The organism is Saccharothrix sp. HUAS TT1 (assembly GCF_040744945.1).
GTDB lineage: Bacteria > Actinomycetota > Actinomycetes > Mycobacteriales > Pseudonocardiaceae > Actinosynnema.
The window spans coordinates 8,072,313-8,096,482 of sequence record NZ_CP160453.1; the positions used below are offsets into that span (position 1 = coordinate 8,072,313).

Sequence of the window (24,170 nt, forward strand, 5' to 3'; positions counted from 1 at the left end):
CCGTCACCGGTTGTGGGTGACGTGGACGCGCTGATCCAGGAACTCGAAGACCGGATGCTCAAGGACTGCCGCCGCCTCTCGATGTGGCGGGTGGTGCACCGGACGACCGGCCTGTTCTACACGGTGGTGCTGATCCTGGTGCCCGCCGTGCTGGCGGTGGGCTTCACCTCGTCGGAGACGGCGCTGGGCAAGGTGCTGCTGCTCACCGCGGCCGTGGTCGGCGGGCTGAACGTGACGTTCCGGCCGTACCTGCACAGCCTGCGGCGGCGCAGCGCGGTGAACACCATGCGGAAGCTGCGCGACGAGTTCCGGGCCGACGTGGCCGAGGCGGGCGTCGACGCGCTGGCCGTGTACCGCAAGTACTCGGCGGCCTACGCGACGCTCTTCGAGCAGCGCGGCAGCGAGCTGATCGACGGGCGGCTCAGCGTGGACGAGCCCCCTGCCGACCCGCCCCCCGGCAGCGGTGGCGGCGGCGGCGGCAAGGTCTAGGCGTCGCGGGCCCGCTCACGCCTCCGGTCTCGCGGTCCGGGTCGCCCCGATCGACGCCAGCACCACGCAGAACACCGCGACCCACTGCGCCGGGCGCAGCGACTCGTGCAGCACGACCAGCCCGGCCAGCGCCGCGACCGCGGGCTCCAGGCTCATCAGGATGCCGAACACGCGCGGCGGGATGCTGCGCAACGCCTCCAGCTCCAGCGAGTACGGGATGACCGACGACAGCAGCGCGACCGCCGCGCCCGCGATGAGCACGACCGGGTCGAGCAGCGCCGTGCCCGCCTCGGCCACGCCGAACGGCAGCGCCACCGCCGCGCCGACCACCATCGCCAGCGCCAGGCCCTTGCCGTCGGACGTGCGGCTGCCCAGCGCCGCGCTGAGCAGGATGTACCCGGCCCAGCACGCGCCCGCGCCGAGCGCGAACAGCACCCCGGGCAGCGCCAGGCCGCCGTCGACCCCGGTCAGCAGCACCACGCCGGCCGCCGCGAGCAGCGCCCACAGCCCGTCCAGCCAGCGCCGCGAGCCGAACACGGCCACCGCCAGCGGCCCCAGGAACTCGATGGTGACCGCCGCGCCCAGCGGGATGTGCTTGATCGCCTGGTAGAAGCTCAGGTTCATGGCGCCGAGCACCAGCCCGTAGGCGACGACGACCAGGCACGTCCGCTTGTCCAGCCGCAGCGACGGCCGCCACACCAGCAGCAGCACGACGGCGGCCAGCACCAGCCGCAGCGTGACCGTGCCCGCCGCGCCTACCTGGGTGAACAACTGCTTGGCCACCGCCGCGCCCACCTGGACGCTGACCACGCCCAGCAGGACCAGGGCGGGCGGCGGTATCGCGCCGAACGCCCTGGCGGCTACCGCTACCGGCCCTGACCGGGGGACCCTCGATCGGGGACTGCTCTCGACGTGCACGGTGACCACGCCGCCATCCTCCCCCAGCCCGCTCACCGAAGTCTCACCTGGACTGTGTGAGGCTCTGCACCAGCCAACGAGAGCGAGGGGAACGCTGTGCCGCGTCGGCGTCACGCCACTTTGACCCTGGTGGCTCTGAGCGCGCTGGCCGCGTGCAGCGCGGGTCCGTCGACCCGGCCGGTGATCGCCGTGCACGGCGACGGCGAGGGGCCGACGGCCGCCGCGGTCCCGTCCGGACCGCGCGAGGTCCCGCCGTTGGAGAGCTACGAGTCGCCCGGCGTGCCGTGGTCGTCGTGCACCGAGTCGGCGAGGGCGCGGATGGGCGACACCGCGCCGACGGGCGCCTTCGAGTACGAGTGCGCGCAGGTCACCGTGCGGCTGGACGTGCCGAGCCGTCCCGGGCGGGGCAGCCTGGGCATGTCGCTGCTGCGCGTCGGCACCGGCGGCAGCCCGCTGGTGGTCGTCGGCGAGGCCGGTGGCGAGCCGGGCACGTTGCGGGCGGCCCGGCTGGCGGCGGCGCTGCCCGCGTCGGTGCTGAGCACGTACACGCTGATCGGCGTCGACCGGCGGGGCACCGGCGAGTCGGACGCGGTGCAGTGCGTGCCGGACGTGGCGCGCGCGGACATCGTGGAGGCCGACCCGGGCGCGGAGTCGCACGACGAGCTGGCCGACGCCTACACGCTGGCCAGCCGGGAGTGCGTGCTCGACATGGAGAACCGGCTGCCCGCGGTGGACTCCTGGCGCGCGTCGGCCGACCTGGAGCAGCTGCGCGAGCTGCTGGGCGTGCCGCACCTGAACGCGATCGGCCTCGGCGAGGGTTCGCGGGTGGTGTCGCTGTACGCGAGCCGCTACCCGGACCGGATCGGGCGGGTGGTGCTCGACGGCGCGCCGGACCCGGTGCTGGACGTGCAGGCCGTGACCGAGTCGCGGGCGGTGGCGGCGGAGGAGGCGTTCGCGGCGTTCCAGGAGGACTGCGTGATCCGGGGCTGCCCGCTCGGCGCGGGCGCGAGGGACCGGTTCGAGGCGCTGCTGGAGTCGCTGCGGGACGCGCCGCTGCGCGGTGCGGACTTCGACGTGACGCCGGGCACCGCCACGGTGGCCGTGCTGGCGGGCCTGGCGGACCGGTCGCGGTGGCCGGCGCTGGCCGAGGCGCTGGTGGCGGCGGAGGGCGGGGACGGCGCGAAGCTGAGCGCGTTCGTCGAGCCGCTGCTGGTGGACCAGGGCGAGGACCCGCCGCGACTGGATGCCGGGATCATCACCGCCTGCAACGACACGACCACCCGAATCCCACCCGAACGAGTGGTCGGCCTGACCGAGGACTGGCGCACCAAGCACCCGTTGTTCGGCGCCCACTTCGCCCGCGGCCTGCTGGCCTGCGGCCCCTTCCCGGTGCCGCAGGCGGTGAAGGCGCCGAAGCTCACCAGCGCGCCGCCGGTGCTGGTGCTGACCACGGCCGCCGACCCCGTGACGCCGCGGGAGGGCGGCGAGCGGGCGGCGCAGGAGCTGCCGGCCGGGGTCGTGGTGGGGTGGCAGGGCGGTGGGCACGGCGCGCTCGGCCAGTCGGCCTGCGCGACGAAGGCCGCCGAGGAGTTCCTGGTGAACGCGAAGGTGCCGACCAGCGGCACGGTCTGCCCGCCCTGAGCCGGACCGACCCCCGGCCGATGAGGGCCCCGGCGCGCTGGGCGGCCGGGGCCTGCGTTCGGCGTGACGGACGTGCAGTCGCGGACTAACAGCTGGAGCAACACCCGCAACCCGGGCCGGTGCACCCGGTGCAGCAGCCGCAGCTGCCGAGTTCGGGCTGCTCGACTGTCGTGATCTCAACCACCATCTTGTGCCTCCGCGGCGTCGAGGGACTTCGTGCGACCGAAGGTATTTCGACCCCACGGTCCGCCCCTACCGCCGGCCAGGGGAAGTACCCTCACCCGATCGCGGAACGCCAATCATCAATACGTTGCAATACGTGTTCGCAGCTGGTCAGCCCGACAGCTCGTCCAGCGCCCGCTGCGCCGCCTCCAGTTCCGCCCGCAGCTGCTCGACCCGCGCCTGGTGCCGCTCCCGAGCCGCGCTGAGCACGCTCTCCACCGCCTCGTCCACCTCGGCCGGCAGCAGCTTCGCCGCCTGCGACACCGCCGACGCGACCACCGGCGCGGCCTTCAGCGTGCGCTTCGCGCCCCACTGCACGTCGACCGTCCACTCGCCGTCCGCGGTCGACGTGAGCGTCACCGTCACCTCGGCGGGCTTGGCCTGCTTGCGCGCCACCGGCTTCCGCTCGACCGCCGGCGCGGGCGCGGGCTTCGGCTTGGGCGGCACGGGCGCGGGTGCGGGCGCCGGGGTGTAGATGTGCTCGACCGGCGCGGGAGCCGGCGCGGGTTCGGCAACCGCGGCGGGCGCGGGAGCCCGCTTGCGCGGCGCCGGCTTCTCCACGGTCAGCTCGGCGGGCGAGAACGACAGGTCGTCCTTCTCCCCCGTCGGCCGCACCTGGATGAAGTCGCCCTCGGCCGGCTCGGTGAACGCCATCACCTTCGCCGACCGGCCCGCTTCGACCCCCACCGCGGCGGAGGTGAACCAGACCGCCGGTGGGCGGCCCGCGGCCAGCTCCGCGCGCAGGTGTTCGATGTCCTGCGGGGACAACGAGTTCAGCTTCGCCTTCGCCATCGCCTACCTCCACGACTCGCCCGAGATCCGTCGGGTGCAGCTTGCCCTACGGCACCGACAATCCCGCGAGCTGCCGGTCGTGCCGACGCGCGAGGAGCAGTTGGGCGACCACCGAGCCGACGAGCGCGAGGAGCATGTCCCAGTGCGTGTCCCAGACATCCCCTTGCGTGCCCAGGAAGTCCGCCGCCGACTCGCCGCCGACCAGCGCGCCCGCCCACTCGACGAACTCGTAGGCCGCGCTGATCGCCAGGCAGGTGGCGCTGACGAGGAAGGCGGTCCACCCGCCCGGCCGCAGCGGCGTCCGGCGCAGCAGCACCTCCCGCACCAGCACGGCGGGCACGAAGCCCTGCACGAAGTGGGCGAACCGGTCGTAGTGGTTGCGGTCGGTCCACGGCAGCTCGCCGAGCGGCACCTCGGCGTAGGTGTAGTGGGCGCCCAGCGCCAGCACCAGCGCGTGCCCGAAGATCGACCAGTACGCGAGCGCGGTCAGCGGGAACCGGCGGCGCGTCCACGCCAGCAGCGGCAGCGCGATGAAGATCGGCGCGACCTCCAGCAGCCACGTCCCGTACCCCTTGGGCCGGATGGCCGACACCGCGACCGCCACCAGGGCGAGCACCGCGAGGACGACCGGCAGGCGATCCCTGGACTCCACCCCGCGATCCTGCCACCACCGGGTCGTGCCGCGCAGCCGTCCGAAGAGGACGGGCGGCGGGGTCTCCCCCGCCGCCCGCTCATCTAGATGGGGTTGCCGTTGGTGCCGCAGATGCGGCCGGCGTTGACGCAGTTGCGCACCCGCCGCTCCAGCTCCGGCTGGTCCCACGCGTTGATGAAGTCGCCGTGGAAGGTGTACCCCGGCGCGTTGGTCACGTTGACCCCGTTCACCGTCCCGCCCAGCGACAGCCCGCCGCCGTTGACCGGGTAGGTGATCAGGAACTCCATCCTGGGCAGGACCACGTTGTGCGAGGACGGGCACGACCCGTTCCAGAACACGATGTGGTCCTTGTGGTTGGCGCTGTCCAGGTCCCGGCCGTTCCAGCAGGTCGGGAAGTCGAGGTAGGTCTCCAGCTTGGTGCCCGCCGGGCAGTTCATGAAGTCCCGGCTCGACGGCGACTGCGTGGTGCACGACCACCGCGCGGACGGGTTCTGGTCGGGGCTGGTCGCTCGGGCGTTGCCGACCACGTACCTCATGTTCGGCGGGTGCGGGACGGCGCGTTGCATGTCGTGGATGCCCTGGTAGTACACGGTGACGCTCTCCGGCGCGACCGGCTGCCCGTTCTTGTAGAGCGTGGGCACCCAGTAGGCGGACAGGTCGACCACCGGGTCGCACGTGGTGCCCGCCGCCTTGAGCGACGTGTACGTGGACGACGCGTTGGTCGACCGGTTGCCGAAGAACTCGTGCACGTGCGACACGCCGGTCTGGTTGGGGTAGATGATCGGGTCGTTGCCGGACCGGTGGCTCGCGCGGCAGTTCGCGCGGAACTCCGACGCGGCCTGGATGCCGGCCTGGTTCTCGATGGCCGCGGCCTGCACTGCGTCAGGCGCGGACGGGTGGCTGTCGTGACTGACGGGCCCGGCGCCCGCCGGCTGGTAGGAGACCACCGACCCGATCAGGGCCAGTGCCAGCGCGACGGACGCGGCGCCGATGACACCTCTCATTCTCGCGTTCATCCGGATCTCCTCCGATGGAGTTGATGCGGCGGCAGGTCTAGGAGCCGAACGTGATCCAGTTGACGTTGACGAAGTCGGCGGGCTGGCCGCTGGTGAAGGTGAGGTAGACGTCCTGCTTGCCGGTCAGGCCGGTGATGTTGGCGGGCACCGTGCGCCAGCTCTGCCAGCCGCCGGTGTTGGCGAGGGCGAAGCTGCCGATCGGGGCGGCCGTCGGGCTGCCGATCCGGACCTCCACCAGGCCGCTCACGCCGCCGCCCGCACCGCTGGCGACCCGGGCGACGAACTGCCGACCGGTGCGGGAGCCGAAGTCCACGCCCCGGAACAGCGCCCAGTCGCCGTTGGCGATGGCGGCGATGTTCTGGCCACCGCCGCTGTCCGTGGTCGTCTCCTTGATCAGGCCCTTGTGCTGGTCGTAGGACTCGGCCTGGATGGTGCCGAAGGCGTCACGGCTGACCGGCGGAGCGGTCGTGGTGGTGGTGGTGGTGGTGGTCGTCGTGGTGGTGGTCGTCGTGGTGGTCGTCGTCGTGGGGTTCACGCCGCCGGAACCGGAGTCCACGCCGCTGCCCGCCGGGCCGCGCCACGCGGTGGACGACGCCGGCACGGACAGCGTCTGCCCGTCGGAGAACGTCACCGTGGTCGTGGTCGTGCCCGGGTTGTAGGCCACGTACGTGCGGGCGCCGTTCTTGCTGAGCACGGCGTGCGTCGGCACGTTCGCGGTGACGGACGTGTCCGGCGTGCCGTACGTGTTCAGCGACGTGATCCAGTGGTAGGCGTGCGCCCGGGAGTCACCGCTCTCCGGCTCCAGGCCCGAGCCGTACTGCGACAGCGCCTGCGCGGGGTCGGCGAGGGCCAGGAACTGGGTGATGATGTCCTTCCACTCGACCTCGGTGCCGCCGTTGTTGGCCCGCAGCTCGTTGATGTTCTGCAGGATGTCGGCCTTGTAGTCGGCGTGGTAGAGCGAGCCGCCGGTGATCGGCAGCATGTTGATGCCGTGGATCTCCTCGGGGTTGGCGGTCCACCAGGTGCTGTAGCTGGCGCCCGCGCCCCACACCATGCCGACGGTGTCGTGCCGGAAGTTCGACGGGAAGACGGCGTTGTCCTTGTCGAACCAGTACTGGCCGATCGTGGTCTCCTGCGTGGTGTGCAGGTAGATGCCCGCGTCGCGCATCGCGGTGTCACCGGTGGCCTGGCCGAACAGCACGGCCGCGGTGGCGAACATCATGCCCTCAGAGGAGGATTCCTCGTTGTTGCCGTGCGCGAAACCGGCGTGCCCGGAGGCCCAGCCGTGACCCGCGTAGGCGTCGAAGTTGCGCAGGAACGGGAACCGGGACTCGCCGCGGTCGTAGTTGTTGGCGTCCTTCACCAGCAGCTTGACCATGCCGCCGTAGCGGGAGTCCGACGCCCAGGTCGGGTCGTGCTGGGCCAGGATGGCCGCGGCCAGCACGTAGTAGCCGGCGTGGAAGTGGTGGTCGTTCAGCTCGGCGTCGGTGCCGTAGCCGGCCGGGTAGCCGGTCAGCGCGCCCCACGTGGCGTCGTAGGCGAAGTGCCTGCCGGACTCGCCGGAGCCCGCGGTGAGCCAGTCGGTGAGCCGGTCGCGGACCATGCCGAGCAGCCGGTCGCGGCCCGTCGTGTAGCCGATCTGGTTGGCGACGCGGGCCAGCGCGGCGAGCCGCCACAGCGCCTTGCCGGTCCAGTAGGTGTCGGCCGCGCCCTTCCACGGGTCGGCGGCGTTCAGCTCCTGGTCGATCTCGGCGCGCAGCCGGTTCTGGTCGGCTGCCGACGACAGGGGGAGGGCCGGCAGGACGCCGTTGAACGTGCTGCGGGTGGTGAACGACGCGCCCTCGCGCAGCCGCATCTCACCGCGCGGCGAGGTGTAGCGGTAGGAGGTGACGGCGTCCGAGGAGTTGAGCCACTGGTGCCGGTAGAGGGCCTGGAGGGTGCCGGTCTGGGTGCCCTGGCGAGCCGTCGTCGTGGCCGTGTAGGTGGTGGTGAGCTGCGCGTTCGACGCGTTGTACGACCAGCCGACCTTGGTGTCGGTGACGAACGAGAACGCGTACCGCTGGAACAGCGACAGCGCGTCGCGGCTCGGCAGCACGGCGACCGAGAAGAACGCGGCGTTGGAGGTGGCCTCGGCGGTGCCGACGACGTTCCAGTTGCTCGGCGAGAACAGCGCGTAGTCACGGCCGTTGATCGTGACGCCGAGGGTGGCGCCGGTGTTGCTCCAGATCGTGGTGGCGCCGTTGAAGCCGACCCGCGCCGCGCCGCCGGACGCCTCCGCGTACACGTACGGCGAGCCGTGGCCGATGGTGGTGCGCAGGGTGCGCGTGCCGTCGGTCCACAGTGGGCTGACCGTCCAGTCGGACCAGCCGTCGACCTGGGTGCGCGGCGCGTTGAGGCCGCTCACCCCGACGAACAGGTCGTCCTGGTGCATGAACTCGTAGAACCGGCCGTCCGGGGTGATGTTCGGGCTGGTCGGGTAGCCGACGCCGAGACCCTGCGCCGCCGCGTGGAAGGTCAGCGGGTGGGCGTACATGTTCTCGGAGTACGGGTTGCCCGGGTAGCGCTGGAAGGCCAGCGACGACCACCAGTCGTTGGTCGGGACCGGGCGGCCGGCCATCCGGGACGTGACCTTGGGCGTCACGGGCGCGCCGGTGGAGTCGGACGGGCCGACCGCGCCCGCGGGGCGGGTGGTGGCGTAGCTGCCCGCGCCGACCGTGACGGCGCCGGCCGTCCCGGGCAGGGCGAGGGGGATGACGGCGGCCGCGGCCACGGCGACCGTCAGGGCCGCCAGGTGGGGGCGGATTGAACGCACAGGGGACCTCCAGCAGGGACTCACAGCTCTGTGAGAGCGCTCTCACGCGTGGTAAACGGTAAACCGCTGGTGAGCCGTGTGTCTACGGTTGTCCGGTTCTTGCTGCTGTCAAGAACCCGACTGCTGGTCCTCGGTGCGCAACCGGTACTCGCAGCCGTACTCGACCGCGTACTGCAGGTCGTAGTGGTGCACGATCTTGGGGCCGCCGTGCAGGTGGACGTGGGTGACCGTCTGCTTCGGCGACTCGGGCGGCTTGGCGTGCGAGTCGACCCGGCCGTCGAGCGGGCCACCGACGAACCGCACCACGTACGCCTGCGTCATCGGCTGCCTCCCTCTCTTCGGCGTTGGGACCCATGGTACGAGAGGACCAGTGGGATCGCGGCTGAACCGCTGTCGGAAACAGCCGGACGGATCAGTGGCCGAACCAGTGCTCGGCCAGCTCGTCCAGCGTCCGGGCGCGGGTCGGCGCCTCGCGCAGGTACCAGGCGAGGTTCGAGTAGACGTGCAGCAGGGCGTAGGCGAGCACCCGGCGCGGGTCCACCGCGCGGCCGTAGCCGCCGAGCAGCGCCCGGTTCGCCCCCCGGTCGCCGCGGGTGAGGAAGACGCCGGTGGCGACGAACTCGTACTCGGGCGCGGCGCGCATGGCTGGTTCGAAGTCGAAGAGGCCGGTGAGGCGTCCGCCGTCGATCAACAGGTGGGCGCTCATCACCTCGGTGTGCGCCAGCACCGGTTCCGGCCGGCCGAGGTCGACGGAGTCGAGGAAGTCCGGGACCTGCTCCAGCCACTCGGGCGCCAGGTTCCGATCGCGCTGCCGCGCCACGCACCCGTCGCGCTGCGTGCGCACGAACCCCGGCCAGTCGACCGGCGGCATCGGCGGAGTGATCGCGTGCAGGGCCGCCAGCGCCTCGCCGACCTGCCGCGCCACGTCCCGCCGCGCGCCCGCGGCCAACCCCGGCCAGACGTCCCTGAGGCTCGCGCCGCGCAGCCGTTCCATGAGGACGTACCCCCACCCCCCGAACTCCCCCGCCGCGCGGAGTCCGGGTGTCGGGACGGGCAGGCGCCCGTGGACGGCCGCCAGCACGTCCCGTTCGGTGGCGACCTCGTCCAGGTGAACGGTCGGGAAGAGCTTCAGCACGTGGTGGGGCCCCACCGAGTAGACCGGCAACGACCCGTCCGCGAACCGCTCCACGTCACCGGACAGGTCCAGGTGGTCGCACAACGCCTCCACCCCAGGCCGCAGCGCGTCGTCGTCGAGCGCGTCGAACTGATCTTCGGTCGCCGCAGGGGGGAAGCTCACGCGCGGGAGGCTAGGCCGACCCGTCGGGGGCGGTCGAGCGGTTATCGTCCGGCTTGGCGTCGCAGAACTCCTCATCGGGCCGCAACGAACACCCGTCATCCACCCCGGCCGCGTCCAGCACGGCCCATATGGCGTGCGTGAGCGCCGTGTAGTCACGGGCGGGCATGTCGGCGGGCAACAGGATCTCCAGGCGGCGGTTCTTCACGGGCCTCACCCTGCACGGCGGCAAGCGGGGTCGCGATGCCCCGAGTGTGGGCGCGCGGACCGTCGGTACTCGTCACGGACGACCTGCCGGAGCCACGAGCCGTGCTCCTGCCGCCGTCTGCACGCTGCCGACTCGCCCCACCCGGACACCCGGGAACCCCCGACACCACTCGTACGGATGACCCCACTGGGCCGGCCGGCATCCCCACGGCGCGACTTCGGCGCACGCTCTGAAGATCACGACCCGCTTGCGCAGCCCTAGTTCCGCTTCCGCGGAGCGCTACGCCGGCTTCCGTGCCGTCGCAGCGAACTCGTGAGTCACCGCCTCCAGCGCGGCCTCCACGAGCGCGTCGGGACCGTTGAGACGCAGCACTGCCACGACCTACCGCAGCTCGACGCGCACGTGCCCTTTACCTGGAGTGGGATACATATCTCGAATGATTCGGCGAACTGGACCTATTCCACGCTTTCACGCCTTGCGATGAGGAGAAGAATGCGTTTCGTCAACCACGCCGTAGCGCTGGGCGCAGTCATGTCCCTGATGCTGACCGGGGCCACAGTTGCTACTGCGGAGACCGGCGTCGACTCGGCACGACCGGCCACGACGGCCGCCACGTCCGACCTCCTCCCGGAGTCCGAACCGCTCGACATCGGGGAGGTCCGGCCGATGGAGGATGTCTCCGACTGCAAGTTCAACCTCGATTGGCCGCACAACTCGGGCCACGTGGCCGGCAACGTGACCAGCAACCCCGGTTACTTCAAACTGGTGGCCCAGAACTCGGCTGTGAACAATTCCGGGAACGGATCCTACGTCGGCGCAGCGGCAGCTCTGGGCTGCGTCTCCGCCCGCTACTACGCCAAGGCGGAGTTCCTGGTGGCGGAGGGCAACGACGCTCGGCACGAGCGCACCCACAGGACCCGGAAATCCAGGTCAACTGCTAGCCGACCAGCCCGGTCCGGGCACCGTGAGTGTCCGGACCAGGCGGCACTACAGTTCAGGAGGCCGGTCACCCCGCGCGAATACGAGGTCCACTCATGGCCGATCGCACCATCGACCAGCCCAGGAGCCCCGTGTTCATCGAACTGTGCCTGCTCCTGCGCGACTTCCTCGGCGATCCCGACCTCGGTGCTCAACTCGACAACCTGACCGACGACGACCTCTACCGGCATATCGCCTTCGCGGCGTCCCTCCAGCACTCCGGCCGCGACTTCGCCGCGCGGCCGACGCCGGAACTCGACCACATCGCCGCCGCCGTCCTGCGCCGGCTGTCGACCGGGTCCCTCGGCGATACCTCGCTGCGGTCACCCCAAGCGCGATACGCCACGGACGTGACACCGTGCACGGTCCAGGTGACCGATGGACCCGCAGGCGCCACAGCCCCCGACAAACCAGTCGGGGCGTTGTGGACCTCGTCCTTCCTGCCTGAGGGGACCAGCATGTGGCAGTGGGGCGAGCCGGCGGAATTCGGTCCGGACCGACCGCTGTTCACCATCACGTTCGACCAGGCAGACATCCGGCTGTTCACCATCGACTCGCCCTCCGACTACGGGCGACTGGTGAACCGGTACCCGCGCTCGTCGAACGGTCGCGCACAGGTGTGCTGGACCCTCGCCGCCGAAGACCTCGACGCCGTGCACTGACCGTGCCCGGCCTCCTCACGGCGCAACACGTCCCGGTCACGACATCGCAGGGCACCGCGATCCTGACCGGTTGGAACGCCGAGTCCACCGCCTGGCTGCACCTGCCGAACGCCTTCGAAGTGACTCCGGTGACGACGTAGCTCAGCTCTCGGCTCCACGCCGCAACCGGCCCCGCACCTCGGACCTGTGGGCAACCCGCGGTGACCCGACCGGAAGCCGCGGGCTCCACGCCTCCACCAACTCCTCCTCACGCGCCGCGTCGACATCGACGCCGGACGCGGCGCGGCGGTGAGACATGTTCAGCGCCGGCAGGCGGGCACGGCACGTCATCGCCGCCTCGATCAACTTCGCGCACCGCGCTGCCCGGTCGTCGCGGACACGAGCGGATGGGCTGTCCGCAGAGGACGGTCGTCCGCTCCGCCTCTCCGGCAGCGCGCAGTTCACGTCGGAACGACGCGGCAAGATGAGAAGCAGCTCGGCCATCGTCCCGGGTTATCCCACGAGAGGCCGCCATGCCAGATCATGCAGGACGTGGGAACGGCCCGTTATCGCAGCTCTAGTTCCGCTTCCGCGAAGGCTGCACGCGCGGCGGCTCGCCGGGCATCTTGGGGTAGTCCGGGGGGTAGGGCATCTCGCCCCGGTCGTCCTCGGCGTACCAGGCCAGCAGCGGCTCGATGCCGAACGCCTCGTCGTCCAGGCCCGCGTGCGGGTCGCCCGTGTCCGCCAGGTAACCCGGCACGGTGAGCACGTCGAAGTCGTCCGGGTCCACAGTGGACAGGTGCTCCCACGTCACGGGCGTCGACACGGTGGCCCGGGGCGTGCCGCGGACCGACCAGGCGGACGCGATGGTGCGGTCGCGGGCGGCTTGGTTGAAGTCCAGGAACACCCGCTCGCCGCGCTCCTCCTTCCACCACGACGTGGTGGCGCGGTCCGGGACGCGGCGTTCCACCTCGCGCGCCAGGGCGATCACGGCGTGCCGCACGTCGACGAAGTCCCACTCCGGCCGGATCCGAACGGCCACGTGGACGCCCCGGCCGCCGGAGGTCTTCGGGTAGCCGGTCATCCCCAGCTCGGCCAGCACCTCCCGCAGCACCACCGCGACCTCGACCGCGTCGCGGAAGTCCGTCCCGGGCTGCGGGTCGAGGTCGACGCGCAGCTCGTCCGGCCGGTCGGTGTCCGAGCGGCGCACGGGCCACGGGTGGAAGTCGAACGTGCCCAGGTTCGCCGCCCACGCCAGCACGGCGGGCTCGGTCGGGCAGACCTCGTCGGCCGGCCGGCCGGACGGGAACTCGACCCGCGCGGTCTCGACCCAGTCGGGCGCGCCCTTCGGCAGCCGCTTCTGGTAGAACGCCTCGCCCGTCACCCCGTCGACGTACCGCTTCAGGGTGGTCGGCCGGTCGCGCAGCACGCGCAGCAACGGCTCGGCGACGGCCACGTAGTACTCGACCACCTGCAGCTTGGTGATCCCGCGCTCCGGGAAGTACACCTTGCCGGGGTTCGACACGCGCACCACGCGCTCGCCGACGTTCAGTTCCACAGCCTGGGCCACGCGACCGAGCCTAACGCGGCAGCCGCCCGGCAGCGCGCACCACCGACTCAGTCGGCGAGCAGCTGCTCGCGCAGGATGTCGGCGTGCCCGCAGTGGTGCGCCAGCTCCCGCAGGACCTGCAGGAACACCCAGCGCAGCGTGCGCGGGCCGGTCCGGTGGCCGGTCACGACGGCGTCCAGCGGCAGGTCCGCCACCACCGCCCGGGCCGTGGCGCAGGCTTCCCGGTGGGCCGCCGAGACCGAGGCGATCGTGTCGTCGTCGGTGAGCCGGAAGGACTCGTCCGGACCGCTCACCAGGCCGAGCTCCGCGCGGGGCGTGCCGCCGACGCACTCCTCGAACCACACCCGCTGCATCCACGTGACGTGCTTGAGCAGCCCGAGCAACGTCGTCGCCGACGGCACGAGCCGGCGGCGGACCTGCTCCTCGGTGAGGCCGTCGAGAGCCGCCTCGACGGCGTCGCGGTACTCCTCTACGAACGCCTCGACCTGGGTGCGCTCGTCCTCCAGCGGCACGTCGAACGGACCCATCGCGGTTCTCCCGTCAGTCGATCGGCACAGGGGGCTAGGACGGCTGCCGCGCCGCCAGCCCGGTGACGAACGCGTCCAGCGCCAGCTCGAAGCTGTCGTGGTCCAGCTCGCGCGCCACGGCGGGCAGCAGGTGGGCCTTGTCCAGGTTCGGGTACCGGTCCCGGTAGAACGTCTGGTCCTCGGAGAACCCGCTGGAGAACGAGCTGAGCGCCGCGCCGAACACCAGGTACATCAACGACGCGGCGATCATGGTCGCCTCGCGCCGCGACCAGCCCGAAGCGACCAGCCCGCCGTGCACCACGTCCAGCCGGCGCAGCGACGCCTCGCGGTGCGCCGGGCCGTACGCCAGGAACGGCACGATGTTGGGGTGCTCGGCCAGCGCCGCCCGGTAGGAGCGGGCGGCGCCGCGCAGGCCGTGCCGCCAGTCGCCGCCCTCGAACCCGGAGACGTCGACCTTCTCCAGGATGCCGGCGGCCACCTCGTGCAGCAGGTCGTCCTTCGTGCTCACGTGCCCGTACAGCGACGCCGCCTGAACGCCCAGCTCAGCGGCGAGTTTGCGCATCGACAGGCCGTCCAGCCCGTCCCGGTCGATGATGTGCAGTGCGGCGGTCCGGATGCGCGAGGCACTCAGGATCGGGCTCCTCGGCATGTCCGCTCCCCTTGCCTGTCGTGGGTTCCGCGCCTAGGTTAGATAACCTAACACCGTTCGGTTAGGAGGTCACCCCGGTGGATCTGCGCATCTCCGACGAACACCGGCAACTCCGGGACCTGGCGCACCGGTTCACCGAGGAGCGCATCGTCCCCCACGCGGCGCGCTGGGACCGGGACGAGGCCATCGACCGCGACCTGGTGCCCGCCCTGGGCGAGGTCGGCTTCCTCGGCCTGGGCGTCGCCGAGGACCACGGCGGCTCCGGCGGGGACAACCTCGCGTACTGCCTGGTCCTGGAGGAGGTCGCGCGCGGCGACTCGGCCGTCCGGGGCATCATCTCCGTCTCGCTCGGCCTGGTCGCCAAGACGATCGCCAAGCACGGCTCCGAGCAGCAGAAGCGGCGGTGGCTGCCGGGGCTGTGCGCGGGCCGCGAGCTGGGCTGCTTCGGCCTGACCGAGCCGGGCACCGGCTCCGACGCCGCCTCCCTGGCCGCGAAGGCCGTCCGCGACGGCGACGGCTGGCTGATCACCGGGCGCAAGGTGTTCATCACCAACGGGACGTGGGCCGACGTGGCGCTGGTCTTCGCCCGCACCGGCGGCCCCGGCCCGAAGGGCATCACCGCGTTCCTCGTGCCGACCGGCTCGCCCGGCTTCACCGCCACCGAGATCCGCGGCAAGCTCGGCATGCGCGGCCAGGCCACCGCCGAACTCACCCTCGACCGGGTGAGGGTGGGCGACGAGGACCGCATCGGCGACGAGGGCGCGGGCTTCAAGCTGGCCATGGCCGCCCTGGACCGGGGCCGGATGTCCGTGGCCGCCGGGTGCGTCGGCGCGGCTCGCGGCGCGCTGGAGGCCAGCGTCCGCTACGCCAAGGAGCGCGAGCAGTTCGGCAAGCCCATCGCGGGCTTCCAGCTCGTCCAGGAGCTGCTGGCCGACATGGCGGTGGAGACCGACGCGGCCCGCCTGCTCACGTGGCGGTGCGCGGACCTCGCCGACCGGGGCGAGCCGTTCGGCACCGAGGCGTCCATGGCGAAGCTGTACGCCAGCGAGGCCGCGGTGCGGGTGGCGAACAACGCCATCCAGGTCTTCGGCGGTTACGGCTACGTCGACGAGTACCCGGTCGGCAAGTACTTGCGGGACACCAGGGTGACGACCCTCTACGAGGGCACCAGCCAGATCCAGAAGTTGCTCATCGGCCGGGCGCTGACCGGCGTCAACGCGTTCGCGTAGAGGGAGGACGGCATGGACTTCACGCTTGACGAGGAGCAGAAGGAGATCCGCGACTGGGTGCGGACCTTCGTGCGCAAGGAGGTGGCGCCCCTGGAGCCGGAGGTGCTGCGCCGCGAGCGCCTGGGGCAGCCCGGCCTGACCCGGGACGAGCTGAAGGAGCTGCAGGACAAGGCCAAGGCGGCGGGCTTCTTCGGCGTGCTCACGCCGCAGGAGTACGGCGGCATGGGCCTGGGCGCGCTGATGACCGCGCTGCTGGAGGCCGAGCTGGGCCGCACGTTCGTGCCGTTCCGGTTCGGCGGCTACGCGGACAACATCCTGTTCCACGGCAACGAGGAGCAGAAGCGGCGCTACCTGCTGCCCACGATCTCCGGTGAGCGCGTCTCGTGCTTCGCCATCACCGAGCCCGGCGCCGGTTCCGACGCCAAGGCCATCCGCACGTCCGCCCGCAAGGAGGGCGGCGAGTGGGTGATCAACGGCGAGAAGACGTTCATCACGCAGGGCAACGAGGCCGACTTCGTGATGGTGTTCGCGGTGACGGACCGGGAGAAGGGCGCGGACGGCGGCGTCACGTGCTTCCTGGTCGACCGGGACATGGGCTGGAAGTCCGAGCCGATCCCGACGATGGGCCAGTGGGGCCCGGCGGCGCTGGTGTTCGACGACGTCCGGGTGCCCGAGGAGAACGTGCTCGGCGAGGTCGGCAAGGGCTTCCACCTGGCCATGCAGTGGATCGGCCAGGGCCGCTACCTGCTGCCGGCGCGGGCGCTCGGCTCGTGCGAGCGGCTGGTCGAGATGGCCATCGAGCAGGCCCGCAACCGGGTGACGTTCGGCAAGCCGATCGCCGAGTACCAGGCGATCCAGTGGATGCTCGCCGACTCGGCGGTGGAGATCGAGGCGTTGCGCTGGCTCGTGCTGCACGCCGCGTGGCTGGTCGACCAGGGCGCGGACTCGCGGCAGGCGCAGAGCATGGCCAAGCTGTACGGCGGCATCAAGGCCAACGAGATCGTCGACCGGGTCCTGCAGATCCACGGCGGCATGGGCTACACGCGCGAGCTGCCGATCGAGCGCTGGTACCGGGAGCTGCGGCTGCTGCGCATCTACGAGGGCACCGACGAGATCCAGCGCCGCACCATCGCCCGCAACCTGCTCAAGGGCCACGCGAAGGTGACCGGGACGCTCGGCTGACGGCAGGGCGCGCCCGGGGGCGGACCGCTTCGGCGACCCGGCGGTGGCGGACCGACCTGCGCGGCTGCTCCTCAAGCAGGCAGCCGAAGCAGGTCGGCGCGCACGGCCTCGACCACCGGCCCGCCTACCGGACGAGGCTGGTCAGCATCTGGGCGCAGACCCGGGCCAGGTGCTTGCGCATCACGTCCGACGCGCGGGTCGGGTCGGCGGCGGCGACCGCCGCGACCAGGGCGTCGTGGTCGTCCAGCGACGCGTGCTGGTGCGGCGGGTCGTCCCGCAGGCCGCTGCGCAGCAGCACGACCCGCTGCTGCACCAGCCGCACCTGCTCGGCGATCCGGGGGCTGCGCGCCGCGTCCAGCAGCGCCTGGTGGAAGGCGAGGTCGAGCCGGTACGGGAAGGTCTCGCCCGCCGAGTACGCCCGCCGCGACTCCTCGCACACCGCCCGCAGCCGCACCACGTCCGCCTCGGTCCGCCGGGACGCGGCCAGCTCGGCCGCCGCGCACTCCAGCGCCGTCCGCAGCTCGAACAGGGCCCGCACGTCGGCGGCGTCGCAGGTCGGCACGGACGCGCCCCGGTGCGGCGCGAGCACCAGCAGCCCCTCGGACGCCAAGTGCCGGATCGCCTCGCGCAGCGGCCCGCGCGAGATGCCCAGCCGCTGGGCCAGCTCGACCTCGTTCAGCCGCGCGCCGGCCGCGATCTCGCCGGTCAGCACCAGCTCGCGCAGCACGTCGACGGCCTGGCCGGCCAGGCTCAGGTGCAAGGGCTGTGTCATGAACGTCTCCTAGCGCCGGCGGACCCCCTCGATGTTAACTGTCGACAGTTGGCAGCACGCGGTGGAGGTGGGCGGGATGGCGCACGAACTGGTCGCCGAGGTCTGGCGCGGCGGGTTCCTGGAGTCCGTGCACCACGGTTCGGTGATCGCTCTGGACCGCACCGGCCGGGAGGTGCTGGCCGTCGGCCGGCCGCACGACACCACCTACCCGCGCTCGTCGAACAAGCCGGTCCAGGCGCTGGCCATGCTCCGCCACGGCCTGGACCTGGACGGCGAACTGCTGGCGCTGGCCTGCGCCAGCCACTCCGGCGAGGACTTCCACATCGACGGCGTGCGCCGCGTCCTGCGCGCGCACGGCCTGGACGAGACCGCCCTCCAGTGCACGCCCGACCTGCCGATCGGCGAGGACGCGCTGAGGGCGCACCTGGCCGCGGGCCGGTCCAAGGCCCCGGAGTACATGAACTGCTCGGGCAAGCACGCCGCGATGCTGGCGACCTGCGTCGTCAACGGCTGGTCGACCCACGACTACCTCGACCCCGCGCACCCGCTCCAGGCCGCCATCCGCGACACCCTCGAAGAGCTGGCGGGCGAGCCCATCGGCGCGGAGGGCGTGGACGGCTGCGGCGCGCCGCTGCTCGGCATCAGCCTGGCGGGCCTGGCCCGGGCGTTCGGGGCGCTGGCGAGCGCGGCGGACGGCCCGGAGCGGCGGATCGCGCGGGCGATGAACCGGCACCCGGAGTGGGTCGGCGGCACGAACCGCGACGTCACCGAGCTGATGCGGGCCATCCCCGGCGCGGTCGCCAAGGACGGCGCCGAGGGCGTGTACGCGATCGGCCTGCCGACCGGCGAGGCGGTGGCCTGCAAGATCGCCGACGGCTCCAGCCGGGCCAGGGCCGTGGTCGTGGTGGCCGCGTTGCGCAAGCTGGGAGTGGCCGCGCCGGACGAACTGGCCACGGTCCCCGTCCTGGGCCACGGTCGCGCCGTCGGCGCGGTGAAGCCGTCACCCACCTTGGTGAGTTGACCCGGCCGGAGGCTTGAAAGGCCCGTTACGCTGGGATCCATGGCCAGCGCCAGAGCCGCCGACGCACCGGACGACCGCCCGATGAGCAGCATCGACGACGAGCTGATCGGCCTCGACCCGGACGACCCCGAGACCAGGGCGTTCGCCGAGCACCTGGGGCGGATGCAGCAGCAGCCGCCCAGCTTCACCATCGAGGGCACCGTCGCGGGTGTCGGCCAGTTCGCCGACTCCGCGAACCGCGCGGGCGGTCTGCGCCGGCTCACCGCGGTCGTGGTGGTCGGGCTGATCCTGCTGGGGGTGCTGATCAGCGTCTGGTACTACCTCGGCGCCGTGGTGTGGGTCTTCTTCTACTGAGCCACCCGCCGAGGTCGACTAACGTGGAGGTATGGAACCTGTCGTCGGCGCCACCCCGAAGGTGGTCCACTCCGAGGCGGAGTGGCGGGAGATCCTGAACCCCGAGGAGTACGCGGTGCTGCGCGGCGCGGGCACCGAGCCCGCCTGGGTGGGCGAGTACACCGACACGAAGACCGAGGGCGTCTACGAGTGCCGGGCGTGCGGTGCGGAGCTGTTCCGCAGCGACACGAAGTTCGACTCGCACTGCGGCTGGCCGTCGTTCTTCTCGCCGCTGGCCGGTGACGCGATCATCCTGCGCGAGGACCGCACCCACGGCATGGTGCGCACGGAGGTGCTGTGCGCCACCTGCCACAGCCACCTCGGCCACGTCTTCGAGGGCGAGGGCTACGGCACACCGACCGATCAGCGCTACTGCATCAACTCGGTGAGCTTGCGCCTGGCCGAGAGCACCGCCGGTCCAGCAGACTGAACGCGCTACTCCGGATGATGATGATCGTTTCCACACCAGGAGGAATCATGCGCATCTTCAAGGGTACCGACGGCGAAGGCTCCGACGGCGTGGACGGCGCGTCGTCTTCCTGACGCTCCCGCCCGCCTGACCAGGCCGGAACCCTAAGGCTTGCTCAAGCACCCTTGTCGGGGTGTGGCCTGGCGCACACGATTGGCTCCTGGCTGGTGGACCTGGTTCCACCGAAGCCCACAGGGGGTGACCGTGGAGCGACCGTGGGGGTTTTCCGGCCCGGAGTTCCTGGAGTTGTACTGGGTCGCGCTGGCCATCTCGTCGGCCTTCGCGATCTTCGTCCGAGTGCGCCTGCGGGGGACGCGGGGAGGCGCCCCCGCAGGCGCGCTCGGGTTGCTGGACATCGCCTACCTGACCGGCGGACCGCGACGCGTGGTCGAGACGTCGGTCGCCGACCTCATCGCGTCGGGCGCGCTGGTGGCCGCGCGCAACGGGGCGGTGCGCGTCGCCGGGTCGCCGGTGGGCGCGCACCCGGTCGACCGGGCCGTGCTGGCCGACGCGAAGCGGCACCGCTACCGGACGTTGACGCTGCTCATCGCGGCGGTGTCGGAGCACCACGCGCCGCGCGAGGTCGGCCTCCGCCTGGCCGAACTGGGCTACCTGGTCGAGCCCGCGAAGCTGAAGTCGGCGCGGCGGCTGGGTGTGGCGCCGATGCTGCTGCTGCTCGTCGTGGGCGTGGCGCGCTGGGTGAACGGGCTGGCGATCGGCGCGCCCGTGGGGTGGTTGACGCTCCAGCTCGTGCTGACCGGTCTGCTGGTCGTGCTGCTGCTGAGGGCGAACCCCTTGACGCGCACCGCGAAGGGCAGTGCCGCGGTGGCGGAGGCTCGCGCGGGCGAGAGCACCGGGGGGTGGGGAGGGACCGGTTCGGCGCGCGACGCCGAGCTGGTCGCTCTCCGCGGTTTCGGCCACCACCCGAACGTCGTGCTGCGCGCCGCGGTGCGCCCGCACCCGCGGGCCCGCTCGCGGTCGGACAGCGGGGCCTACGCGGCCGGCGGGGTGTACACCACGAGCAGCGCCGGGTGCGGTGGTTCCAGCAGCTGCGGCGGTTCGTCGAGCTGCGGTGGCGGTGGGGGCTGTGGCGGTGGCGGCGGGAGCTGAACCGGCCTTCCGCGGCCCGTGCGGCTCTTAGGGTGACGTCATGACGTTCCTGTGGTGGTACGGCCCGGCGCTCGTCGTCGCGGTGGTCGTCGGTCTGCGGTTGAAGCGGGTCGCCGGCGCCGCGCCCGACCGGCCGCTGACCTTCGAGGAGGTCGGGTACCTCGGCGGCGGGCCGGTGCGAGCGGTCGAGGTGGCGCTGGCCGGGTTGGTGGCCGAGAACCGGGCGAAGGTGTCCGGTCCGGTGGCCTCGGCGGTGCCCGGCCCCGACGAGCCGGCGACCGCCCTGCAGCGGGTCGTGCTCACCCGGCTCTCGCAGCCACGGGACCTGGACGAACTGGTCGTCGGCGTGGCCACCAGCGGCCCGGCCCGGCAGATCGGGCAACGCCTGGTCGCCGGTGGCCTGCTGGTGTCGCCACGACGGCGGTTGGCCCGCGCGGTGCTGGCCGTCCTGCCGCTGGTGGCGCTCGCGGCGGCCGCGGTGGTGGTCGTCGTCACGGGTCCGGGCGGGTGGGCGCCGGTCACCGCGCTGTGCGTCACGGGAGCGCTGGCGGTCCTGCTGCTGCTGGGCCCGCCGCCCGTGCTGACCAGGAAGGGCGCGCGGGCGTACGAGGAGGCCACCGCGGGCCTCGCCCCGGTCGACCCGGCCGAGGTGACCGCCCGTTACGGCCTGGTCCGCGCCGCCGTCCCGCCGGAGCCGCGCGAGGGGTCGGCGCGGGCGGCGACGGGGGTGTTCGACGGCGAACGGGTGGAACCGATCGCACCTGCGGAAACGTCCGAGGCACCGCTTCCCCGGCGCAGGCGTGCCGTGGTGGTCGAGCCGCAACGCTGGCAGCGCCGCAACGGGTGGTTGGTGGCCGGTGGGTGGTTCGCGGGTGGTTGGTTGGCCGCGCAGTGGTTGGAGGGTGATGACGGTGGCGACTTCGTGGACGGCTTCGGCGGGTTCGACGCCTGACCCGGGCGGACCCGGTCCGGGTCAGGTCGGGTGGGGCGCGGTCCAGGCCGGATCGGTGGACCGGACGGGGCTCACGCTGGAGGAGCAGGGCTTCCTCGTCGCCGGTCCCGGCCGGGCGGCCGAGGTCGCGGTGGTGGCGCTGGTCGAGGCCGGCGCGGTGCGGATCTCCCGCGAGGGCAAGGTCAGCGCCATCGGCCGACCGCGGGCCGCGAGCCCGCTCCAGGACTGCGTCCTGCGCAAGCTCTCCCGCCCGCTGGGCGACGTGATCGCCTCGACGGCGAGCAGCGGCGAGGCGGGCGCCCTCCGCCAACACCTGGTCGAGCGCGGTTTCGTCGTGCCGGCCGGGCGACGGCGGGTCGTGCGCGGGCTGAGGTACGCGGTGGTGGCCGCGGCGGTGGCGCTCGTCATCATCACGATGGCGCTGGAGCTGCCGTTCGCGGTGGCCGCCGCCGCGGTGGTCGGCGGTGTGCTGCTGTCGGTCCTGCTGGGCAGGCTGGGCCGTCAGCTGACCGGCGCCGGGCGGGCCGTGGTGCGCCGGCTGGACCGGATCGCCGTGTCGCCGAACCGGATCGCCCTGGTCGCCTACTACGGGCTGCTGGGCAAGGGCGGGCGCCACCACGTGTGGGAGACGTTGGGCCTGTCACCGGCGGCCTCGGCGACGTTGCGGCGGCGGGACCGCGTGCGCGGGTCCAGCGGTGGCGCGTCCTGCGGCGGCGGGTGCGGCAGCTGCGCCGGCAGCGGGTGCGGCAGCGGCAGCAGCGGCGGCTCGGACAGCGGCGGCTCGTCGTGCGGTGGTGGCGGGTGCGGTGGGGGTGGTGGCGGTGACTGACGGACAGCGGACTCAGGGAAGCAGGTCGCTCGTGGACGACAAGTTGGGCGTCGGCATCGGCTGGCGGCCGGAGATCGACCTCACCGTCGAACGCCTGCCGGGCGTCGACTTCGTCGAGGTCGTCGCGGAGAACCTGCACGCCGGGCGCCTGCCCGAGTCCGTCCTGCTGCTGCGCGAACGCGGCATCCCCGTGCTGCCGCACGCGGTCTCGCTCTCGCTCGGCGGTGCGGAACCCGTGGACGCCGCGCGGGTCGCGCACCTCGCCGCCCTGGCCGAGGAGCTGGACGCCCCGCTGGTCAGCGACCACGTCTGCTTCGTCCGCGCGGGCGGTCTGGACTCCGGGCACCTGATGCCCCTCCCCCGCACCCGCGACGCGCTCGACGTCCTGGTCGCCAACGTCAAGGCCGCCCAGCGGGACCTGCCGGCGCCGCTCGCCCTGGAGAACGTCGCCGCCCTCCTGGACTGGCCGGACGGCGAGCTGACCGAGGGCCAGTTCCTCGCCGAGCTGGTCGACCGCACCGACTGCCACCTCCTGGTCGACGTGGCCAACCTCTACGCCAACGCCCGCAACCTCGGCACCGACGTGGCCCGCTTCCTGGACGAGATCCCGCTGGAACGCCTCGCCTACGTCCACGTCGCCGGCGGCGTGGAGCACCAGGGCGTCTACCACGACACGCACGCCCACGCCGTCCTCCCCGAAGTCCTGGACGTCCTGGCCCAGCTCCGGGCCCGGGTCGACCCGCCCGGCGTCCTCCTCGAACGCGACGACCACTACCCGGCCGACGCCGAGCTGGCCGCCGAGCTGGCCGCGATCCGCCGGGTGCTGGGGTGACCGGTCCGCAGCGCGAGCGGCTGGCGGCGGCGCAGGCCGAACTGCTCAGGGCGCTGCTGGCCGGCGGCGAGGCGCCCGCGGGCTTCGACCCGGACCGGTTCCGGGTCGAGAAGCGGGCGTTGCTGAACAAGCGGCGCGGCATCGTGGAGGCGTTGCGGCCGGACGTGGCCGCCGAGCTGGGTGAGCGGTTCCGCCCGCTGTTCGACGCCTACGCGGCGGACCACCCCAAGGAGGTCGGCACGCGCTTCCGCGAGGACGCCGCCCGGTTCGCCGAGTGGGCCGTCGCACGGGGCGAGCTGGCGCCGCCGAAGAAGAAGCGCTGGTGGCGTCGCGCAACCTGATCGCCCCCGCGCTCCGTCCCCGTGGCATGTGGGGACGAACCTGGCCGTTGGGCCTGCTGTTGCTGGCCACGGCGTGCGGCATGAACCAGGCGGGTGAGGGCGTGGACTGCCCGGCCATCGGCACGGCCGTCGGCGTGAGCGTCGACATCGCGCACCCCGACGTGGTTTCCGGTTCGATCGAGGTTTGCTGGGACGGTTCCTGTGCAACCCCGGCACTGGAGCTGTACCCGTCGAGCGCGGTCGTCGAGGAGACCTGCACCGGCACCGCCCCGGATGACTCGTGCAGCGCGCGCTCCGAACCGACCGGGGGCAGGCACGGGTTCGCCACCGTCCCGCAGCTGCCGGCCAAGCCCGTCGCGGTGACCCTGCGGCTGCTGGACCAATCCGGATCTGCGCTGGTGGACCGCGAAATAACGGTGGTACCCGAAATGGTCCACCCCGGCGGTCCGGACTGCCCAGCGGGTGGACCGCAGGCAGGCATCTCAGTTGGTGCCGACGGCTCAGCAACCGCCCGGTGAGCAACCACTCACTCCGCTGAATTGGTCAAGAACATACCGACCAATCAGCGGCTGCTCGCCCCTTCGGAAGCCTCTAGCGTCGGTGACGTCCAGGGCAAAGTCGCTCCCGGTAA

The 24,170-nt window shown here is 72.5% G+C and carries 26 protein-coding genes; 14 read left to right on the top strand and 12 right to left on the bottom strand.

Going from position 1 to position 24,170, the window contains the following annotated elements; translation table 11 throughout:
* Window positions 1-12 precede the first annotated feature (12 nt).
* Entirely contained in the window at window positions 13-489 is a 477-nt protein-coding gene (locus AB0F89_RS35335; protein WP_367130503.1) for a hypothetical protein, read from the top strand.
* 15 nt (window positions 490-504) lie between these two features.
* Here AB0F89_RS35335 and AB0F89_RS35340 read toward each other — a convergent pair whose 3' ends face one another.
* A complete protein-coding gene (locus AB0F89_RS35340) occupies window positions 505-1,407 on the bottom strand; it encodes a DMT family transporter (RefSeq protein WP_367139143.1) in 903 nt (300 codons plus the stop codon).
* Window positions 1,408-1,536: 129 nt separating this feature from the next.
* Between AB0F89_RS35340 and AB0F89_RS35345 the strand changes: the two genes are divergently transcribed.
* A complete protein-coding gene (locus AB0F89_RS35345) occupies window positions 1,537-3,048 on the top strand; it encodes an alpha/beta fold hydrolase (RefSeq protein ID WP_367130505.1) in 1,512 nt (503 codons plus the stop codon).
* Between the two features lie 333 nt (window positions 3,049-3,381).
* Here the strand turns inward: AB0F89_RS35345 and AB0F89_RS35350 are convergent, their stop codons facing one another.
* The 7 genes from AB0F89_RS35350 to AB0F89_RS35380 form a co-directional block, all read right to left on the bottom strand.
* Window positions 3,382-4,062: a DUF6319 family protein gene (locus AB0F89_RS35350; RefSeq protein ID WP_367130507.1), complete on the bottom strand. Its 681-nt coding sequence runs from the start codon at window positions 4,060-4,062 to the stop codon at window positions 3,382-3,384.
* Window positions 4,063-4,108: 46 nt separating this feature from the next.
* Window positions 4,109-4,714 (bottom strand): DUF2238 domain-containing protein, encoded by a 606-nt coding sequence (locus tag AB0F89_RS35355; protein ID WP_367130509.1) that lies wholly within the window; start codon window positions 4,712-4,714, stop codon window positions 4,109-4,111.
* 83 nt (window positions 4,715-4,797) lie between these two features.
* Window positions 4,798-5,730, bottom strand: a complete 933-nt coding sequence (locus AB0F89_RS35360; RefSeq protein WP_367130511.1) for a DUF1996 domain-containing protein — start codon at window positions 5,728-5,730, stop codon at window positions 4,798-4,800.
* A gap of 37 nt (window positions 5,731-5,767) precedes the next feature.
* Window positions 5,768-8,542 carry a glycosyl hydrolase gene (locus tag AB0F89_RS35365; RefSeq protein WP_367130513.1) on the bottom strand — a complete coding sequence of 925 codons (2,775 nt, stop codon included), beginning with the start codon at window positions 8,540-8,542 and terminating at the stop codon, window positions 5,768-5,770.
* 108 nt (window positions 8,543-8,650) lie between these two features.
* A complete protein-coding gene (locus tag AB0F89_RS35370; RefSeq protein ID WP_367130515.1) occupies window positions 8,651-8,863 on the bottom strand; it encodes a hypothetical protein in 213 nt (70 codons plus the stop codon).
* 91 nt (window positions 8,864-8,954) lie between these two features.
* Window positions 8,955-9,839, bottom strand: a complete 885-nt coding sequence (locus tag AB0F89_RS35375; protein ID WP_367130517.1) for a phosphotransferase family protein — start codon at window positions 9,837-9,839, stop codon at window positions 8,955-8,957.
* Window positions 9,840-9,849: 10 nt separating this feature from the next.
* On the bottom strand, window positions 9,850-10,044 hold the full coding sequence (locus AB0F89_RS35380) for a hypothetical protein (RefSeq protein ID WP_367130519.1): 195 nt from the start codon (window positions 10,042-10,044) through the stop codon (window positions 9,850-9,852).
* 1,034 nt (window positions 10,045-11,078) lie between these two features.
* Between AB0F89_RS35380 and AB0F89_RS35385 the strand changes: the two genes are divergently transcribed.
* Window positions 11,079-11,684, top strand: coding sequence for a hypothetical protein (locus AB0F89_RS35385; protein WP_367130521.1), 606 nt, complete (start codon window positions 11,079-11,081; stop codon window positions 11,682-11,684).
* A 556-nt stretch (window positions 11,685-12,240) separates the two neighbouring features.
* Here AB0F89_RS35385 and ligD read toward each other — a convergent pair.
* Genes ligD through AB0F89_RS35400 form a run of 3 tightly spaced genes read right to left on the bottom strand, consistent with a single transcriptional unit; the run spans window position 12,241 to window position 14,409 of the window.
* Entirely contained in the window at window positions 12,241-13,233 is a 993-nt protein-coding gene (ligD, locus tag AB0F89_RS35390) for a non-homologous end-joining DNA ligase (protein WP_367130523.1), read from the bottom strand.
* A gap of 47 nt (window positions 13,234-13,280) precedes the next feature.
* A complete protein-coding gene (locus tag AB0F89_RS35395) occupies window positions 13,281-13,760 on the bottom strand; it encodes a DinB family protein (protein WP_367130525.1) in 480 nt (159 codons plus the stop codon).
* A gap of 34 nt (window positions 13,761-13,794) precedes the next feature.
* Entirely contained in the window at window positions 13,795-14,409 is a 615-nt protein-coding gene (locus tag AB0F89_RS35400) for a TetR/AcrR family transcriptional regulator (RefSeq protein WP_367130527.1), read from the bottom strand.
* A 77-nt stretch (window positions 14,410-14,486) separates the two neighbouring features.
* Here AB0F89_RS35400 and AB0F89_RS35405 point away from each other — a divergent pair, with 77 nt between their 5' ends.
* Together AB0F89_RS35405 and AB0F89_RS35410 are read left to right on the top strand one after the other, a co-directional pair.
* Window positions 14,487-15,638, top strand: a complete 1,152-nt coding sequence (locus tag AB0F89_RS35405) for an acyl-CoA dehydrogenase family protein (RefSeq protein WP_367130529.1) — start codon at window positions 14,487-14,489, stop codon at window positions 15,636-15,638.
* 12 nt (window positions 15,639-15,650) lie between these two features.
* Window positions 15,651-16,820: an acyl-CoA dehydrogenase family protein gene (locus tag AB0F89_RS35410; RefSeq protein ID WP_367130531.1), complete on the top strand. Its 1,170-nt coding sequence runs from the start codon at window positions 15,651-15,653 to the stop codon at window positions 16,818-16,820.
* 124 nt (window positions 16,821-16,944) lie between these two features.
* Here AB0F89_RS35410 and AB0F89_RS35415 read toward each other — a convergent pair whose 3' ends face one another.
* The gene (locus AB0F89_RS35415) at window positions 16,945-17,592 is read right to left on the bottom strand and encodes a GntR family transcriptional regulator (RefSeq protein ID WP_367130533.1); all 648 of its coding nucleotides are present in this window, start codon (window positions 17,590-17,592) and stop codon (window positions 16,945-16,947) included.
* 76 nt (window positions 17,593-17,668) lie between these two features.
* On the opposite strand from AB0F89_RS35415, the gene AB0F89_RS35420 reads away from it, so the two are divergent.
* The 9 genes from AB0F89_RS35420 (at window position 17,669) to AB0F89_RS35460 (ending at window position 24,057) form a co-directional block, all read left to right on the top strand.
* On the top strand, window positions 17,669-18,613 hold the full coding sequence (locus AB0F89_RS35420; RefSeq protein WP_367139145.1) for an asparaginase: 945 nt from the start codon (window positions 17,669-17,671) through the stop codon (window positions 18,611-18,613).
* 39 nt (window positions 18,614-18,652) lie between these two features.
* Window positions 18,653-18,967, top strand: coding sequence for a hypothetical protein (locus tag AB0F89_RS35425; RefSeq protein WP_367130535.1), 315 nt, complete (start codon window positions 18,653-18,655; stop codon window positions 18,965-18,967).
* A 31-nt stretch (window positions 18,968-18,998) separates the two neighbouring features.
* A complete protein-coding gene (msrB, locus tag AB0F89_RS35430; protein WP_367130537.1) occupies window positions 18,999-19,436 on the top strand; it encodes a peptide-methionine (R)-S-oxide reductase MsrB in 438 nt (145 codons plus the stop codon).
* 243 nt (window positions 19,437-19,679) lie between these two features.
* The gene (locus tag AB0F89_RS35435) at window positions 19,680-20,585 is read left to right on the top strand and encodes a TIGR04222 domain-containing membrane protein (protein ID WP_367130539.1); all 906 of its coding nucleotides are present in this window, start codon (window positions 19,680-19,682) and stop codon (window positions 20,583-20,585) included.
* Window positions 20,586-20,625: 40 nt separating this feature from the next.
* Window positions 20,626-21,537 (top strand): TIGR04222 domain-containing membrane protein, encoded by a 912-nt coding sequence (locus AB0F89_RS35440; protein ID WP_367130541.1) that lies wholly within the window; start codon window positions 20,626-20,628, stop codon window positions 21,535-21,537.
* Window positions 21,538-21,592: 55 nt separating this feature from the next.
* Window positions 21,593-22,366, top strand: coding sequence for a TIGR04222 domain-containing membrane protein (locus AB0F89_RS35445; RefSeq protein WP_367130542.1), 774 nt, complete (start codon window positions 21,593-21,595; stop codon window positions 22,364-22,366).
* A 31-nt stretch (window positions 22,367-22,397) separates the two neighbouring features.
* Window positions 22,398-23,198 (top strand): DUF692 domain-containing protein, encoded by an 801-nt coding sequence (locus AB0F89_RS35450; RefSeq protein ID WP_367130544.1) that lies wholly within the window; start codon window positions 22,398-22,400, stop codon window positions 23,196-23,198.
* Window positions 23,195-23,539, top strand: a complete 345-nt coding sequence (locus AB0F89_RS35455) for a hypothetical protein (protein WP_367130546.1) — start codon at window positions 23,195-23,197, stop codon at window positions 23,537-23,539. The genes AB0F89_RS35450 and AB0F89_RS35455 overlap by 4 nt, the downstream gene beginning before the upstream one ends.
* Window positions 23,521-24,057 carry a hypothetical protein gene (locus AB0F89_RS35460; protein ID WP_367130548.1) on the top strand — a complete coding sequence of 179 codons (537 nt, stop codon included), beginning with the start codon at window positions 23,521-23,523 and terminating at the stop codon, window positions 24,055-24,057. Before AB0F89_RS35455 ends, AB0F89_RS35460 begins: the two co-directional genes overlap by 19 nt.
* Window positions 24,058-24,170: the final 113 nt, after the last annotated feature.

Coding starts and splice junctions, on each gene's coding strand:
- AB0F89_RS35350 (WP_367130507.1), bottom strand. CDS start 4,062: ATGGCGAAGGCGAAGCTGAACTCGTTGTCCCCGCAGGACATCGAACAC.
- AB0F89_RS35360 (WP_367130511.1), bottom strand. CDS start 5,730: ATGAACGCGAGAATGAGAGGTGTCATCGGCGCCGCGTCCGTCGCGCTG.
- AB0F89_RS35370 (WP_367130515.1), bottom strand. CDS start 8,863: ATGACGCAGGCGTACGTGGTGCGGTTCGTCGGTGGCCCGCTCGACGGC.
- AB0F89_RS35385 (WP_367130521.1), top strand. CDS start 11,079: ATGGCCGATCGCACCATCGACCAGCCCAGGAGCCCCGTGTTCATCGAA.
- AB0F89_RS35395 (WP_367130525.1), bottom strand. CDS start 13,760: ATGGGTCCGTTCGACGTGCCGCTGGAGGACGAGCGCACCCAGGTCGAG.
- AB0F89_RS35400 (WP_367130527.1), bottom strand. CDS start 14,409: ATGCCGAGGAGCCCGATCCTGAGTGCCTCGCGCATCCGGACCGCCGCA.
- AB0F89_RS35410 (WP_367130531.1), top strand. CDS start 15,651: ATGGACTTCACGCTTGACGAGGAGCAGAAGGAGATCCGCGACTGGGTG.
- AB0F89_RS35415 (WP_367130533.1), bottom strand. CDS start 17,592: ATGACACAGCCCTTGCACCTGAGCCTGGCCGGCCAGGCCGTCGACGTG.
- AB0F89_RS35420 (WP_367139145.1), top strand. CDS start 17,669: ATGGCGCACGAACTGGTCGCCGAGGTCTGGCGCGGCGGGTTCCTGGAG.
- AB0F89_RS35425 (WP_367130535.1), top strand. CDS start 18,653: ATGGCCAGCGCCAGAGCCGCCGACGCACCGGACGACCGCCCGATGAGC.
- msrB (WP_367130537.1), top strand. CDS start 18,999: ATGGAACCTGTCGTCGGCGCCACCCCGAAGGTGGTCCACTCCGAGGCG.
- AB0F89_RS35440 (WP_367130541.1), top strand. CDS start 20,626: ATGACGTTCCTGTGGTGGTACGGCCCGGCGCTCGTCGTCGCGGTGGTC.